The 15,150-nt window shown below is 73.5% G+C and carries 14 protein-coding genes, 6 tRNA genes and 2 pseudogenes; 13 read left to right on the top strand and 9 right to left on the bottom strand.

Annotated features, from left to right (window positions below):
* Positions 1–11: 11 nt before the first annotated feature.
* Complete coding sequence (gene cobA, locus C3492_RS33150; RefSeq protein ID WP_103816355.1) at positions 12–1,244, top strand: uroporphyrinogen-III C-methyltransferase; 1,233 nt, start codon at positions 12–14, stop codon at positions 1,242–1,244.
* An 85-nt stretch (positions 1,245–1,329) separates the two neighbouring features.
* A complete protein-coding gene (locus C3492_RS33155) occupies positions 1,330–2,148 on the top strand; it encodes an RNA methyltransferase (protein ID WP_103816356.1) in 819 nt (272 codons plus the stop codon).
* Positions 2,149–2,189: 41 nt separating this feature from the next.
* Here the strand turns inward: C3492_RS33155 and C3492_RS33160 are convergent, their stop codons facing one another.
* Complete coding sequence (locus tag C3492_RS33160) at positions 2,190–3,665, bottom strand: serine/threonine-protein kinase (RefSeq protein WP_103816357.1); 1,476 nt, start codon at positions 3,663–3,665, stop codon at positions 2,190–2,192.
* Between the two features lie 603 nt (positions 3,666–4,268).
* On the opposite strand from C3492_RS33160, the gene C3492_RS44880 reads away from it, so the two are divergent.
* The 3 genes from C3492_RS44880 to C3492_RS33170 all read left to right on the top strand — a co-directional run bounded on the left by C3492_RS44880 (position 4,269) and on the right by C3492_RS33170 (position 6,319).
* Positions 4,269–4,445 carry a hypothetical protein gene (locus C3492_RS44880; protein WP_030654904.1) on the top strand — a complete coding sequence of 59 codons (177 nt, stop codon included), beginning with the start codon at positions 4,269–4,271 and terminating at the stop codon, positions 4,443–4,445.
* A gap of 468 nt (positions 4,446–4,913) precedes the next feature.
* Entirely contained in the window at positions 4,914–5,942 is a 1,029-nt protein-coding gene (locus C3492_RS33165; protein ID WP_374938401.1) for a phosphotransferase family protein, read from the top strand.
* 80 nt (positions 5,943–6,022) lie between these two features.
* Positions 6,023–6,319, top strand: coding sequence for a zf-TFIIB domain-containing protein (locus tag C3492_RS33170; RefSeq protein WP_078864800.1), 297 nt, complete (start codon positions 6,023–6,025; stop codon positions 6,317–6,319).
* 62 nt (positions 6,320–6,381) lie between these two features.
* Here the strand turns inward: C3492_RS33170 and C3492_RS33175 are convergent.
* The 5 genes from C3492_RS33175 to C3492_RS33195 form a co-directional block, all read right to left on the bottom strand.
* Positions 6,382–6,453 (bottom strand) — tRNA-Val (locus tag C3492_RS33175).
* Positions 6,454–6,482: 29 nt separating this feature from the next.
* Positions 6,483–6,554 (bottom strand) — tRNA-Val (locus C3492_RS33180).
* 40 nt (positions 6,555–6,594) lie between these two features.
* A tRNA-Val gene (locus C3492_RS33185) sits at positions 6,595–6,666 on the bottom strand.
* A gap of 1 nt (position 6,667) precedes the next feature.
* A tRNA-Cys gene (locus C3492_RS33190) sits at positions 6,668–6,741 on the bottom strand.
* Between the two features lie 38 nt (positions 6,742–6,779).
* Positions 6,780–6,852: transfer RNA gene (locus tag C3492_RS33195), tRNA-Gly, on the bottom strand.
* A gap of 178 nt (positions 6,853–7,030) precedes the next feature.
* Between C3492_RS33195 and C3492_RS33200 the strand changes: the two genes are divergently transcribed.
* The 3 genes and pseudogenes from C3492_RS33200 to C3492_RS33210 all read left to right on the top strand — a co-directional run bounded on the left by C3492_RS33200 (position 7,031) and on the right by C3492_RS33210 (position 9,777).
* Positions 7,031–8,086, top strand: a complete 1,056-nt coding sequence (locus C3492_RS33200; RefSeq protein WP_103816358.1) for a chorismate-binding protein — start codon at positions 7,031–7,033, stop codon at positions 8,084–8,086.
* Positions 8,083–8,904, top strand: coding sequence for an aminotransferase class IV (locus C3492_RS33205; RefSeq protein ID WP_103816359.1), 822 nt, complete (start codon positions 8,083–8,085; stop codon positions 8,902–8,904). Before C3492_RS33200 ends, C3492_RS33205 begins: the two co-directional genes overlap by 4 nt.
* Before the next feature lie 50 nt (positions 8,905–8,954).
* Positions 8,955–9,777, top strand: a pseudogene (locus C3492_RS33210) (GNAT family N-acetyltransferase).
* Positions 9,778–9,870: 93 nt separating this feature from the next.
* Here the strand turns inward: C3492_RS33210 and C3492_RS33215 are convergent.
* On the bottom strand, positions 9,871–10,392 hold the full coding sequence (locus C3492_RS33215; RefSeq protein WP_103816417.1) for a DsbA family protein: 522 nt from the start codon (positions 10,390–10,392) through the stop codon (positions 9,871–9,873).
* A 209-nt stretch (positions 10,393–10,601) separates the two neighbouring features.
* Here C3492_RS33215 and C3492_RS33220 point away from each other — a divergent pair, with 209 nt between their 5' ends.
* The gene (locus tag C3492_RS33220) at positions 10,602–11,054 is read left to right on the top strand and encodes a hypothetical protein (RefSeq protein WP_103816360.1); all 453 of its coding nucleotides are present in this window, start codon (positions 10,602–10,604) and stop codon (positions 11,052–11,054) included.
* 154 nt (positions 11,055–11,208) lie between these two features.
* The gene (locus C3492_RS44885) at positions 11,209–11,361 is read left to right on the top strand and encodes a hypothetical protein (RefSeq protein WP_014671572.1); all 153 of its coding nucleotides are present in this window, start codon (positions 11,209–11,211) and stop codon (positions 11,359–11,361) included.
* Positions 11,362–11,443: 82 nt separating this feature from the next.
* Here C3492_RS44885 and C3492_RS33225 read toward each other — a convergent pair whose 3' ends face one another.
* Positions 11,444–12,004 (bottom strand): CGNR zinc finger domain-containing protein, encoded by a 561-nt coding sequence (locus C3492_RS33225; protein ID WP_103816361.1) that lies wholly within the window; start codon positions 12,002–12,004, stop codon positions 11,444–11,446.
* 318 nt (positions 12,005–12,322) lie between these two features.
* Entirely contained in the window at positions 12,323–12,736 is a 414-nt protein-coding gene (locus C3492_RS33230) for an SsgA family sporulation/cell division regulator (protein WP_004002642.1), read from the bottom strand.
* A gap of 191 nt (positions 12,737–12,927) precedes the next feature.
* Between C3492_RS33230 and C3492_RS33235 the strand changes: the two genes are divergently transcribed.
* The 3 genes and pseudogenes from C3492_RS33235 to C3492_RS46205 all read left to right on the top strand — a co-directional run.
* The gene (locus C3492_RS33235) at positions 12,928–13,404 is read left to right on the top strand and encodes a TIGR02611 family protein (protein ID WP_103816362.1); all 477 of its coding nucleotides are present in this window, start codon (positions 12,928–12,930) and stop codon (positions 13,402–13,404) included.
* An 84-nt stretch (positions 13,405–13,488) separates the two neighbouring features.
* A tRNA-Val gene (locus C3492_RS33240) sits at positions 13,489–13,560 on the top strand.
* A gap of 554 nt (positions 13,561–14,114) precedes the next feature.
* A pseudogene (locus C3492_RS46205) lies at positions 14,115–14,652 on the top strand (alpha/beta fold hydrolase); the annotation flags it as partial.
* Positions 14,653–15,150: the final 498 nt, after the last annotated feature.

A 15,150-nucleotide genomic window follows, 5' to 3' on the forward strand; every position in this document is an offset into this window, starting at 1 on the left:
AGCCGTCCCTCATGGCCGAACACCCCGCCTACCCCGTAGGTCTCCGCCTCTCCGGCCGTCGCGTGGTCGTCCTCGGCGGCGGCCAGGTCGCCCAGCGCCGCCTCCCGGCGCTCATCGCGGCCGGCGCGGACATCGTCCTCGTCTCCCCGGAGGCCACCCCGTCGGTCGAGGCCATGGCGGACGCGGGCGAGATCACCTGGGTGCGGCGCGGGTACGAGGACGGCGACCTCGCCGAGGCGTGGTACGCCCTCATCGCCACCAGCGATCCCGCGGCGAACACGGCCGCCTCCGCCGAGGCGGAGCGCCACCGCGTCTGGTGCGTCCGGTCCGACGACGCCGACCAGGCGACCGCGTGGACCCCGGCGACCGGGCACAGCGAGGGCGTCACCGTCGCCGTACTCACCACGCACGCGCGGGGCCGCGACCCCCGGCACACCGCGGCCATCCGGGACGCGGTCGTCGAGGGGCTGCGCGACGGCACCCTCGTCGCCCCGCACCACCGCACCCGCACCCCCGGCGTGGCCCTGGTCGGCGGCGGCCCGGGCGACCCCGACCTGATCACGGTCCGCGGCCGGCGCCTGCTCGCCGAGGCGGACGTCGTCATCGCCGACCGGCTCGGTCCGCGGGACCTGCTCGCCGAACTCCCGCCGCACGTCGAGGTGATCGACGCGGCGAAGATCCCCTACGGCCGGTACATGGCCCAGGAGGCCATCAACAACGCGCTCGTCGAGCACGCCAAGCAGGGCAAGGCGGTCGTCCGGCTCAAGGGCGGTGATCCGTTCGTCTTCGGCCGGGGCATGGAGGAGGTCCAGGCGCTCGCCGAGGCCGGCATCCCGTGCACGGTGGTCCCGGGCATCTCCAGCTCGATCTCGGTGCCGGGCGCGGCCGGCATCCCGGTCACGCACCGGGGCGTCGCCCATGAGTTCACCGTGGTCAGCGGCCATGTGGCGCCCGACGACGAGCGCTCCCTGGTCGACTGGCCCTCGCTGGCCAGGCTCACCGGCACCCTGGTGGTCCTGATGGGCGTCGACAAGATCGGGAAGATCGCCGAGACGCTCGTCGCGCACGGCAGGTCGCCCGAGACGCCGGTCGCCCTGGTGCAGGAGGGGACGACGGCCGCGCAGCGGCGCGTGGACGCCACCCTCGCCACGGTCGCCGAGACGGTCCGCGCCGAGGACGTGAAGCCCCCGGCGGTCATCGTCATCGGCGAGGTGGTGCGGGTCGGTCCCGCGCCTTCGGCGTGACCTTGGCCTGATCACACGTAACCCGGGGCAACCTCACCCCTTTCCAGCCGTTGGCACCACACCCAGGACAAGGCAGTATCACCCCGTGGCCGATCTCATCACCGTCGAGGATCCCGACGACCCGCGCCTGGCCGACTACACGGGCCTGACCGACGTCGAGCTGCGCCGCAAGCGCGAGCCCGCCGAGGGCCTGTTCATCGCCGAGGGCGAGAAGGTCATCCGCAGGGCCAGGGAAGCCGGCTACGAGATGCGGTCGATGCTGCTCTCGGCCAAGTGGATCGACGCCATGCGCGACGTCATCGACGAATCCCCGGCCCCCGTCTACGCCGTCAGCCCCGAACTCGCCGAACGGGTCACCGGATACCACGTGCACCGCGGCGCCCTCGCCTCCATGCAGCGCAGACCGCTGCCGACGGCCGGCGAACTGCTCAGCTCCGCCCGCCGGGTGGTGGTCATGGAGTCGGTGAACGACCACACCAACATCGGCGCGATCTTCCGCTCGGCGGCGGCCCTCGGCATGGACGCCGTCCTGCTGTCGCCCGACTGCGCCGACCCGCTGTACCGGCGGAGCGTCAAGGTCTCCATGGGAGCGGTGTTCTCGGTGCCGTACGCCCGGCTGGAGACCTGGCCCAAGGGCCTGGACTCGGTGCGCGAGGCCGGTTTCACCCTGCTCGCGCTCACCCCGGACGAGAAGGCCCGCACCCTCGACGAGGCCGCCCCGCACCGGATGGAGCGGGTGGCGCTCATGCTCGGCGCCGAGGGCGACGGGCTGTCCAGGCAGGCGCTGGTCGCCGCCGACGAGTGGGTCCGCATCCCGATGTCCCACGGCGTCGACTCGCTCAACGTGGGCGCGGCGGCCGCGGTGGCCTTCTACGCGGTGGCCACGGGCCGGCCGGAGTCCTGACCCGGCACACCCCGCCCGGTGGAGCCTTCCGGACGCGGCCCTCAGTTACCGGCGTCGCGACTCACAGCCGTCTGGTTCGGGTTCGGTACGAACGTCGCGTCGCCCAGCGGCGAGTGGCCCGGCTGGGTGTGCTGCTGCCGGGGGACGCCGTCGTCGCCGAGCCCGCGCGCCGGCCCCTGGCAGCCCTGGGCCACCGCGATCCCGAGCGCCACGAGCAGCGTCACCACCACGAACACGAACAGCCGCTGCCGCAGCAGCCGCGGATTGGCCGGCCGCCGCAGGCTGCCCGCCGGGCGCTGCCCCGGCCGGCCGGAACCCCCGCGCTGAGCGGGCCGGCCGCCACCGGAGCGCGGGCCGCCGCCGCGCGGCACCGGGGTGGGACGCGCCGTACCCGGCCGGGCGGAGGACCCGGCACCGCCACCGCGCGCACCGCTGCCACCGCGTGAGGGCACCTCGCCGCGCGAGGACGCCCCGCCACGGGACGGCACCTCGCCGCGCGAGGACACCCCGCCCCTGGAGGACACGGAGGGCGCACCGCCCCGGGCGGGAGTGCCGCCGCGCGGCAGCGGCGTACCGGGCGAGGCGCGCCGCTGGGTGCGCTGCTGCTCGGGATAGGTGTCGGCGAGCCGTCCGGTGGGCCGGTCCGCCTCGGCGGCCCGCGGCGAGGGCGGCCGTACGCCGTCCAGGCCCTGCGCCTCCCGGGCGGCGATCTCCTTCAGCCGCAGCGAGAGCTGGAGCGTGCTGGGCCGCTCGTCGGGGTCCTTCGCCAGGCACGCCCGGATCAGCGGGGCCAGCGCGTCCGGTACGCCGTACAGTTGCGGCTCCTCGTGCACCACCCGGTACAGCATCACCTCGGAACTGCCGTGGCCGAAGGGCGAGTCGCCGGTCGAGGCGTACGCCAGGGTCGCGCCCAGCGAGAACACGTCGGTGGCCGGCGTGACCGCCGCGCCGCGCACCTGCTCCGGGGCGAGGAAGCCGGGGGAGCCGACCGCGGTGCCCACGTGGGTGAGCGTGGAGGCGCCGGTGGCCCAGGCGATGCCGAAGTCGATGATCCGCGGCCCCTTCGGGGACAGCAGGATGTTGGAGGGCTTCAGGTCACGGTGGACGACCCCGGCCTCGTGCACGGCGACCAGTCCCTCGGACAGGGCCGCGCCGATCGCCGCGGTGTCCGCCGCGCCGAGGGCGCCCTCCTCGGCGATCTTGTCGTGCAGCGACGGGCCCGGTACGTACTGGGTGGCGAACCAGGGCCGCTCGGCCTCCAGGTCCGCGGCGACCAGCCGGGCCGTGCACCCGCCCCGGATCCGCCGGGCCGCCGACACCTCGCGCGCGAACCGCGACCGGAACTCCTGGTCCTCCGCCAGATCCGGCCGGATCACCTTCAGGGCGACCCGCTGCCCCTTCTTGTCGGAGCCGAGATAGACCACGCCCATCCCGCCCGCGCCGAGCCGTCGGTGAAGCCTGAACGAGCCGACGACGCGCGGGTCCTCGCGCCTCAGGCGCATCATCGCCATGTTCATCCCCGCTGCCCGGTCCCTGTGACGTGGCACAGCTTACGTTTCCACGGCCGCCTGCGCGCAGAGGCCGCGCCCTCTGGGCCGGATGGATTGTGTCGGCCGTCCGGGGGAGGTGAAACGCGGTCAGGAAGCTCCGGCCGGCGGCGACTTCCAGCCACCCGTGACCTCAACCGGTCGGCGTGGCAGGGAGGTTGGCATCCCACTGGGCTGCGGTGCAGGGGTCCGTACGCCCACCGGCCCGTGGTCGGCGGCGACCCGTGGCCGCGCCCGCGCCCCGGATCCCGATCCACCCCCGACACTCCCTCCGACCCGGACGGGAGTGATCGAAGTCACTCAACTCACCCCATAGAGCACGTCGGAAAAAACGGGACGGAACGGGCTACCCCTCCGGGAAGACCCCGAGACACCGGCCCGCGTCTCCACCCAGGGGAGTACGTCGCAGGTCATGGCTCATCCTCATGGAGGCCCGGCAATCGGTACGCGGGCATGACGCCCGGTGGGCACCGCGCGCCTAGATTTGAGGTCAAGCGGCGGGTGCAGCACTCGTCCCCCGAGGTCAGACACCCGCCGCTGCCGACGACAACCGAAACGGTCAGGAGAGGGACCATGGCCTACACGGCACCGCGACGCACGGCGTTCGCCCCCCGCCGGACGGGCCGTCGCCACCCCCTGGTGGCGACGCTCATGGCCCTTCCCCTGGCGGCCCTGCTCCTGCTCGTCTTCGACGGCTGGGAGACGGTGGCCACACAGGCGTCGTCCGTGGGTGCGATGCTGGGGCGCTGAGCGGCGACCCCAGGCCCGGAAGAGCGGTCCGGGCGGGGACATCGATCCATGAAACCCCGTGGGGACGGGGGTACGGCGGACGGCACAAATGCCGGCGCAGCTGGGGAGCTGCGCCGGCATTGGCCGTTTCACCAGCACCGTCACCGCGCTGGTCGTGGGCGGGCCGCGGGCGCGTGGGGGTCGTTCGGTGCGGGTGCGTGTCGGCTGCGGGCGTGCGGGGCCGTTCGATGTGGAGTCGTGTGTCGGCTGCGGGGGCGTGGTTGCCGTTCGATGTGGAGTCGTGTGTCGGCTGCGGGCGCGTGGTTGCCGTTCAGTCGGGTCGTGTGCCGGCTGCGGCTGAGCGGGGGCTGGTCGCGCAGTTCCCCGCGCCCCTGGGGGATCGGCGCGGGCTGCGCTGCACAGCGGCCGCAACCTCGCCGCCCCGCCCCAGTACGCTCGCTCCGACACCCCACCCCGCCCGAGGCCCCCTTGACCGAAGACACCGCCACCGACACCCACCCCGAAGCCGCCGGAACCGACAACCCCGCCGTCCTCATGTCCGCGCTGGCCGGCCGAGCCAAGGCCGCCGCTCACCCCCGTACCCCGACCACCCCCTGCTCCTGCCCCAGCACCCCCCTCGCCGACCGCCGGGACGCCACCGTCGTCCGTCACGACGTCACCGTCGCCAAGGCCCACGCCCCGGACACGGACCCCGCCGCACTCACCCTCCGCGTCGCCACGGCCGCGCGCCTCCCCGACGTGCTCCTGCCCCCACTCACCCCGGACGCGGCGACCCTGCACGACCGCCTGGTCACCTTCTGGCCGTACGGCGTCCCCGTGGACCCGGACGACCCGGACGCCGCTCCCTGGGAGGCCGCCGCCACCCTCCTCGCCCGTCTGCACCGCGCACCCGTCCCCGCCGGCCTCCCCCCGATGCGCGGCCCCGACAAAGCCGTCCGCGCGCTCGACCGCCTCCGGGCGACCCTGCGCGCCTCGCCCGGCCGGGCCGCGCGCGCAGCCGCCCGTCCCGTCCTGGACGCCTGGGCCGCCCTGCCCGCCTGGGCGCGCGCGCAGGCGCCGATGCCCGGCCCGCCGGCCCTCTGCCACGGCGACCTGCACCTCGGCCAGCTCGTCCGGCACCCGGCGCCGGACGGCCCGTGGAAGCTGATCGACGTGGACGACCTCGGTGCCGGTGTCCCGGCCTGGGACCTCGCCCGCCCCGCCGCCTGGTACGCCTGCGGACTGCTCCCGCCCGACGAGTGGACCCGCTTCCTGACCGCCTACCGGCGGGCGGGTGGCCCGGCCGTACCCGCGGACGGCGCCCCGTGGACCGCCCTGGACGTCCCGGCCCGCGCGCTCACCGTGCAGACGGCGGCCCTGGCGGTCACGAAGGCGCTCGCCGCGGACCGCCCGCTGGACGAGGTGGAACAGGCCGTGGTGGACGCGTGCGCGCGCATGCCGTCCGTCCCCGCCGGCCTCCCGCGCCCCCCTCGGCCCGCGCCCGGATTCCCGGACTAGGCTGCAACCGCCCGGGGCCGGAGGGAGTCTGTCCTGGGGAAACACGAAGCAGGACCGACCGGCGAGGAGTTGAGCCGACCATGCAGTGTCCGAAGTGCCATGCGCCGATGCACACCTACAACCGCAACGGCGTCCAGATCGAGCAGTGCAGCGGCTGTCGCGGCATATTCCTCGACTACGGCGAGCTGGAGGCGCTGACCCGCCTGGAGGCCCAGTGGTCGCAGCCGGCCCCGCCGCCCCCGCCCGCCGCCCCGCAGGCCTACCCGGCGGCTCCGCCCGCGCCCGCCTGGGGCGCCCCGCACGGCGGCCACGGCGGTCACGGTCACTACGGCCACCAGCGCCACAAGAGCTTCGGCCACATGCTCTTCTCCAGCTGATCCCGGCCGAGCACACGCAGAAGCCCCCGGCCGTACGAGACGGCCGGGGGCTCCTTGCTGTGTGGACGATACTGGGATTGAACCAGTGACCTCTTCCGTGTCAGGGAAGCGCTCTCCCGCTGAGCTAATCGTCCGCGGGCTGTGACTCGTGAGTCACAGACAGTGCGCGATACTGGGATTGAACCAGTGACCTCTTCCGTGTCAGGGAAGCGCTCTCCCGCTGAGCTAATCGCGCGGGTGGGATCTTCGAGAAGACCCAGGATCCGAAGATCCAGTGGACGATACTGGGATTGAACCAGTGACCTCTTCCGTGTCAGGGAAGCGCTCTCCCGCTGAGCTAATCGTCCTTGGAGGTGGAGACGGGATTTGAACCCGTGTAGACGGCTTTGCAGGCCGTTGCCTCGCCTCTCGGCCACTCCACCAGGAGTGTAAGGGGATCGGGACGACCCCTTCTCCTTCGAGCGGACGACGAGGCTCGAACTCGCGACCTCAACCTTGGCAAGGTTGCGCTCTACCAACTGAGCTACGTCCGCCTGTCGTTTCGGTCCGCTTCCGCGTCCCGGCGACGTGTTGAACTCTAGCGGATTCCCGGGCCAGTACAAAAACGCGTTTGCCCAGCGTGCTGCGGTGCACCCGACGGACCCCGTGGTCAGGGCCCCCTCCGCGACATCCCGGAGCCGCCTTCCGGACACCCGCCCTAGACTCGACCACGTGCTCCACCACCCATCCGGACTCCCCCCGCTGGCCCGTTTCGGCGACCGCGTCGCCACCGGCCTCCTCGACGTCACCAGCGATCCGGCCGCCCTGGACTCCACCGGTTTCTGGGCCGTCTGCGCGGACTTCGAGGGCCGCCTGACCTGCGCGCGCTTCGCTGACGTACGCGAGGAGCCGGTGCCCGCGCCCGTGCCCGGCGGATGGCGGGGCCCGCGGCCGGGCGACTGGACCTCTTCCCTGGACCGCGCCGCGTACACGGCGGCCGTCCACCGCATCCGCGAGCACATCGCGGCCGGCGAGGTCTACCAGGCCAACCTCTGCCGCGTGCTCAGCGCGCCGGTCGGCCCCGGCGCCGACGTGGACGCCCTGACCGCCCTGCTGGCCCGCGGCAACCCGGCGCCGTACGCGGGAACGGTCCGGCTGCCGGAGCACGGTGTGGAGATCGCCACCGCCTCCCCCGAGCTGTTCCTGCGCCGGGACGGCCGTACGGTCGAATCAGGACCGATCAAGGGCACCGGGCGCACCGAGGCGGACCTCCTGGAGAAGGACTACGCCGAGAACGTGATGATCGTGGACCTGGTCCGCAACGACATCGGCCGCGTCTGCGCGACCGGCAGCGTGACCGTCCCCGACCTGTGCGCCGTGGAGAAGCACCCGGGACTCGTCCACCTCGTCTCGACCGTGCGCGGCGAGCTGCGGGCGGACGCCGGCTGGCCGGAGCTGCTGTCCGCGGCCTTTCCGCCCGGCTCGGTCACCGGCGCCCCCAAGCCCAGCGCCCTGACGATCATCGAGGCGCTGGAGACGGCACCGCGCGGCCCGTACTGCGGCGGCATCGGCTGGGTGGACGCCGACCGGGGCACCGCCGAGCTGGCCGTGGGCATCCGCACCTTCTGGATCGACCGCGCCGCGGGCGCCCTGCGCTTCGGCACCGGGGCCGGCATCACCTGGGGATCCGACCCGGAGGGGGAGTGGCGCGAGACCGAGCTGAAGGCGTCCCGGCTGCTCGCGGTAGCGTCGGGGGCGTACGACGAGACAGAGGGGACGCTCCTGTGAAGATCTGGCTGGACGGCGAGCTGCGGGACCCGGAATCCGCCAGGATCTCCGTCCTCGACCACGGGCTGACCGTCGGCGACGGCGTCTTCGAGACCGTCAAGGCGGTCCACGGCACGCCGTTCGCGCTGACCCGGCACCTGGACCGGCTGACCCGCTCGGCCCGCAGCCTCGGCCTGCCCGACCCGGACCACGACGAGGTGCGCCGCGCGTGTACGGCCGTCCTGGAGGCCGACCCGGTGCCGCTGGGCCGGCTGCGGATCACCTACACCGGAGGCCACGGCCCGCTCGGCTCCGACCGCGGCGAACAGGGCCCGACGCTCGTCGTCGCCGTCGGTGAGACCAGCCGCCGCCCCGACTCCACGGCCGCGATCACCGTCCCCTGGACCCGCAACGAACGCGGCGCCCTCGCCGGCGTGAAGAGCACCTCGTACGCGGAGAACGTCGTCGCCCTGGCCCGCGCCCATCAACACGGCGCCTCCGAGGCACTGTTCGGCAACACGGTCGGACAGCTCTGCGAGGGCACCGGGTCCAACGTCTTCGTCGTCCTGGACGGCGAGATCCACACCCCGCCGGTCACCTCGGGCTGCCTGTCCGGCATCACCCGGGCCCTGGTCGTCGAGTGGGTCGGCGCCAAGGAGACCGACCTGCCGCTGGACGTCCTCCGGAGCGCCGACGAGGTCTTCCTGACCTCGACCCTGCGGGACGTACAGGCCCTGCACCAGATCGACGACCGCGAACTGCCCGGCACCGGCGGCCCGGTGACCGCCGAGGCCATGCGGATCTTCGACGAGCACGCCGGGCGGGACCTGGACCCCTGAGCCGGAAAACGGGCTGACGTCCGGCGGTCGTCGTGGGTAGAACACCTGTGATGACCACGACCCTGCGGCCGGCCGAGCCGCTCCAGCAGCACCCCGACGGATCGCGTTCCCGCCGCTACGGTGTGCGTGAACAGCCGCCCCGTCGGTGAGATCCACCTCGGCACCTCGCCGTCCCTCGGCGCCTCGGTGGCCCGCGTCGTCGACCTGCGGATCGCCGAGCCCGACCGGCGGCGCGGCCGGGGCACCGTGGCCGCGCTCGCCGCGGAGGAGGTGGCCCGGGGCTGGGGCTGCGTGCAGATGGAGGCGGTGGTGCCCGCCACGGCGGGCGCCGCGCTGCGCCTGTTCGGTGCCCTCGGTTACACGGTGCGCAACCGCGGCATGGAGAAACGCCTCGGCGCCACCCCGCCCGCGCTGCCGCCGGGCAGCCACGCGCGCCCCATGACCGAGGCCGAGTTCGCCGCCTGGCGCGAGGCGGAGAGCGAGCGGTACGCGCGCGGGTGGATCGGGCGGGGCATCCCCGAGGCCGCGGCCAGGGCCAAGGCCCGCGACGACCACGCGCGGCTGCTGCCGCACGGACTCGCGACCGAGGGCGTGCTCTTCAGCGTGCTGCAGCACGAGGGCGTCCGGGTGGGCACCCTCTGGCTGGCCCTGGAGGACGCCAAGGCGTTCGTCTTCGACGTGGAGACCGACGCCGCCCACCGCGGGCGAGGCCACGGCCGTACGCTCATGCTGCTGGCGGAACGCCAGGCGATCGAGACCGGCCGGACGGTCGTCGGCCTCAACGTGTTCGCGGGCAACACCCCGGCCGAGCGGCTGTACGCGTCGCTCGGATACGAGACGGTGACCCACTCCCTGAGCAAGCCCCTGCTGTAGGACGGCGCCGGGCCTGTGCCGCGTGCCATGGCGCGACGGCGCCCGCGCCGCTGAGCCCCGGAGCCGCCGCCCCGGACCCTCGCCCTCGCTCGGTCAGGCCTGGTCGGCGAGCAGCCGGTCCGCGATCTCCTCGATGCGCTCGCGCAGACCCTCCTGGCTCTTGCCGCCGTCGAGGCGCTCGCCGCCGATGACGTACGTCGGGGTACCCGTCACGCCGATCGCCTTGCCCTCGGCCTGGTCGGCGTCGACGGCGAGGATGTGCCGGCCGTCGATCAACGCGGTGTCGAACTCCTCCGCGTCCAGGCCGAGTTCCCGGGCCACCTCGACCAGGAAGGGTTCTCCCTGACGGTCCAGCTCCGCCACCCGCTCCAGCACGGCCTCCACGTACGGCCAGCCCTTGCCCTGCTCCAGCGCCTCCTCGGCGGCCTGGGCGGCGGCGAAGGCGTGCTTGTGCTTCTCCAGCGGGAAGTGCCGCAGCCGCAGCTCCAGCCGGTCGCCGTAGCGGGCGCGCAGGGCGCGGACGTCGTCCAGGGCGGTGCGGCAGTCGGGGCACTGCAGTTCGCACCAGACCTCGAGGACGGGGGCTTCGGTGCGTGCGGGGGAGGAGTCGCTCATGACCACCAGTCTTCCAGGCCGGGACCGGGCGACCCAATCGGGACCTGGGGCCGGCCGGGGGCGGGGACCGGCGCTCCGGGCACCGGACCCGGACCGGCACTCCAGGAGGAGGCGACCCGGAGATGTCCCTGATGTCTGGCCCGGGCATGGCACCGCGGGGGCCTGGCGGTGCACGATGGAAGCGACGAACGAGCCCGCCAGGAGGACGGATGATTGCCGAGACAGTCTGCTCCGCCGTGTCGGCGGCGGGCCTGGGTATCGCGGTGGTCACGGCCTACCGCAAGCGCTTCCTGGCGGCGGCCCGCCTCGCGGCCTACTCGCTGGTGCCGGTCGGCCTGGTCATGACCGGGGTCGTCGGCTGGCTCGCCGACACCGCCCTGAGCCCCACCGCCTGGGCGGGCTTCGGAGTGCTGGGCGCGGCCTGGCTGCTGTTCGCCGGTACGCGCGCCGTGGAGCGACGGCGCGGAGGTGCCGGGCGCAAGGCGGCCGGGCGGGCCGAGCGGGACGCGGTGGCGCCCACGGCCTCCGCCCCGTCCCTGGGCGAGGCACCCCGGTCCACCGCGCGCCCCACGGCCGGACCGCGGACCGGCGCGCCCCGGGCCGCCGATCCGGCCGAGGACTTCAGCGACATCGAGGCCATCTTGAAGAAGCACGGCATATGACAGTCACATGACTCGCTGAAACGACACAGTAGGTCCCTGGACGTCCGGAATCGTTCACGAGCCGAACGAGACCTCGCGCTATTGGCGAAGTCCCGCAAGATCCCTGAGCGTTGATCGCGTATGACCCGTCGCGTGCGCCATCATCGGCCGCGAGATGCTGGACACGCAACAGAGCGAGGCCGCGCCGCCGAAGGACGAGCCGCGCGGATGCCTCTTCGCCCTTTCCCAGCCACCGCTGATGATCTTCCTTGCGGTGATCGGGTGTCTGCTGCTCATGGCTGCGCTGCACGACCTGCTGCTGCTGTGAGCCGTACACGTCCGTCCCGGCGCCACCCGCCGGGACCGACGTCGCACCGGACCGGGCGGAGTCACCTCGGCGCGCCGTCCCCTCAGCCCGTCGCCTCCTTGCGCCGGGCCCGGTAGGCGGCGACGTGCAGCCGGTTGCCGCAGGTGCGGCTGTCGCAGTAGCGGCGCGAGCGGTTGCGGGACAGATCCACGAAGGCGCGCCGGCAGTCCGGCGCCTCGCAGCGCCGCAGCCGTTCCTGCTCACCGGCGACCACGAAGAAGGCGAGTGCCATCCCGCAGTCCGCGGCGAGATGGTCGGCCACGGAGGCGCCCGGTGCGAAGTAGTGCACATGCCAGTCGTAGCCGTCATGGTCGGTCAGCCGGGGCGTGGTGCCCGCCGCGGCGACCAGTTCGTTGATCATCATGGCGGCGGACCGGGCGTCCGGGGCCGCGAAGATCGCCGCGAACCGCGTCCGGACCCTGCGCACCGCGGAGAGGTCGAACTCCGAGAGCACGCCGACATCGCTCATCTTGTGGTTTCGTACGAAATCCGCAAGAGCCGGGACATCGGGCAGTCCGTCCGCCGTCGCGTCGTCCTCCGGCGCGGTGTTCACCAGATCCACCACGGTGTCGAGGGCGCACCGGGTGTCGTGGGTGATCAGCACGTTTCGCTCCCTGGCCTGGGGGGTCGGGCGGACGCCCGCCGATGCTGGCCGATGGTAGCGACAACAGCGCCCACCGCACCCGTGTGTGCCCGACCTCTCGCCTGCCGGTAGGACGCCGCCGATCCTCCCGGGGTTCCCGGGCCGGGCCGCCTGGACGCAGCGCGGTCGGCCGCACACGGAACGCAGCCGGCCGCGCACAGCCCTACGCCGCCTCCGTGAGGCTCACGGTGACGGCGCCGGCCTGTGCCGTATGCGGTTGTCTTGGCCCGAGCCGTCTCCCCGAGTGGACGGCGCCGGGCTGCTCGGAAGGGCCGCGACCTAACTCTCCGCCAGGATGTGCGAGAGCTCCTGATCGAGGTCGAAGTGCCGGTGTTCCGTGCCGGGCGGCACGGCGGCGTCGGTTCGCTTCAGGAAGGACTCCAGGGCCCGCGCCGGGGCCTCAAGCAGCGCCTCCCCCTCCGGGGAGCTGAGGGCGATGCAGACGACGCCCTGACCATGGCTGCGGGATGGCCAGACGCGGACGTCGCCGGTGCCGGTGGGCCGGTGCAGCCCCTCGGCGAGGAGGTCGCGGGCGAACACCCACTCGACGGTCTCCTCGGCTCCGGTGTGGAAGGTGGCGTGCACGGCGTAGGGGTCGGCCGTGTCGTACCGCAGGCCTGCGGGGACAGGCAGGGAGGACTCGCTCGACACAACGAGGCGCAGGTGCAGCTCGCAGCTGACCGTGGTGTTCATAAGCGCCAGGGCCTTTCGCTCAGTGTGCGCTCGGGGATTCGCACGTCGGCGAAATCGACATGCCACCTACGGTGCCGTTGTAAACCCCTCTGAGGGTTTTGCGTGTGTTTACGTAACTCTTCCGGCGGAGAACTCGTACCAGTCCTACGGCCATTCCGGTGACTGGATTCACTCGGGTAGGGTTTGTCTGTATGAATACGGGGAGTGACGAGCCGGGCGAGGTCGCCGTGGCAGCGGACAAGGCGGGGACGGACCGGCCCGAGGCCGGGCAGGAGGCCGGGCACGATGCCGAGCGCGGGCTCGGCTCACGGGCGCCGGAGTTCATCAAGTCCCGCCGGCTCCTGCACCTGAGCTGGCAGGTCGGGGTCTTCGTGGTCGGCCTCGCGGTGGTCGGCGCGGGGATCGTCATGCTGCCGCTGCCCGGGCCCGGCTGGGTGGTGATCTTCGGGGGCATGGCCATCTGGGCGACCGAGTTCGTCTGGGCCCAGCTCGTGCTCCGCTGGACCAAACGCAAGGTCACCGAGGCGGCCCATCGGGCCCTCGACCCCAAGGTGCGCCGCCGCAACATCACACTGACCGTGATCGGCCTGGTGATCATCGGCGTGCTCGCCGGGATCTACCTGTGGAAGTTCGGCCTCGTCATGCCGTGGAAGATCAAGGACCAGTGACGCGGCTCCGGGGGCGGACCGCCCCCGCGGCCCGGCCCCGGTCGGAAGCACCCCCTGACATGGGGTAATGTTCTTCCTGCGCCGGGGCGATTAGCTCAGTGGGAGAGCGCTTCGTTCACACCGAAGAGGTCACTGGTTCGAACCCAGTATCGCCCACCCGGACCGACGGCCCATCTGCGACCAGCAGGTGGGCCGTCGGCGTTCGCCCGCCCTGTCGGCGGCGGGTGCGAGGCAGGTGGGCCCTGGTCTCGGCCACTCGCGGCCACTCGCGCGCCTTGCCGAACGGCAACAACTCCCGTGCCCGCCGGGCCACCCACCGGATCACCGTGACGCGGGCCCGACCCGGCAGCGCCGGCACAGGCCGCCGAACACCGGCCCGCCCGCGCCCCTACCGTCACGAGACGCGACCGCAGCCCGGGGACCACGTCGCCCGGCGCCGACGCCCCGCCTGGCGCCGACGCCTCGCCCGGCTCCGGCACCGACCGTACGTCCCGACCGAAGATCGTCCCCCGTCACCCGATCGAGCGTCCTGACCGCCTGCGCCTCCCCGGCTCCGCAAACCTGAAGACCCTCCGCCGACCCATCCGGCCCTCACCGCCCCACCAGGCCCTCACCGCCCCGCTCGGCCCTCACCGGCCCACCCGTCCTTCACCGGCCCGCTCAACCCTCGACGGCCTACCCGGCCCTCACGACCTCACCTGCACCCAGCCCCCGGCCCCCGCCCCGCCGGCACCACTGACACCGCAGCTCCGGTCCGCGCGGAGGCCGAGATCGAGCCCGGTGTGCGCGGGTGGCCGGCCGGTCTCTACGCGGCCCTGTCCGCCGACACCATGCCCGGGCCGGACGCCCGGCCCCGTACTCCGTCAGCCCCGGCGGCACTCTGCGTGACCGCTTCCCCACCGGTGTTCTGCCGTCCTGGCTGCGGGAGCGGGACCTCGACGTGTACGCCGGGGCGTTCGAGCGGGCCGGAATGACCGGGGCCCTGCACCGGTACCGGAACGTGGACCGGTACTGGGCGGACCTGGCCGATCAGGCGGGCGCCCCGATCACGCAGCCCTCGCTGTTCACCGGGGCGAGCGGGACGCCTCCCTCGCCTGGCTGGCCGACGCCCTGAAGGCAGTCCCCGACACCCTGCCGGGGCTGTTCGGCTCGCACGTCCTGGACCGGATGCGGGCACTTCGTCCAGCCGGAACGCCGGACGAGACGAACCGAATCCTGCTCGACTGGCTAGCGTGCCTGCCGACCTGACCGACGTGACCGACCTGACGGATTTGACGGATCTGACGGACCTGACGGACCTGACCGGCCGACCGGCCCGCCCCGCCCGACCTCGCGGATCTGCGGGCTGCTGGGTGACGAGGTCCCGGCGCCACGAGTCAGCCGGCCTGTCTCCGGCCTCGCCTCACGGGCCTGCGCTCTGCCGGCCCGCCTCCGCCCCCACTTCACGGACCCGCGGCCTGCCGACCCGCCCCCACCCCACGGACCCCCACGGCTCCCACCCCACCCCACGCCCAGCTCGCCCCCCACCCCCGGCCCAATCACCCCCACCCCGTCGGCCCCCCGCGTTCGGCCTGTTGGCCACCCCCAGCCTCACCAGGCGGAACGGCCGGCAGGCTGACCCGTCGCCCCGGTCGGCCGGAAGAAATTCCTGTCCGAATCATTGACGCACCCCGGACCCCTCCGTAACTTGTGCCAGCAAGCGCTTACTTGAAACGATTCATGCGGCGCGCGGCGACGATGCTGCGG

Origin of the sequence: Streptomyces sp. Ru62 (assembly GCF_002920615.1) — a bacterium.
Lineage (GTDB): Bacteria > Actinomycetota > Actinomycetes > Streptomycetales > Streptomycetaceae > Streptomyces.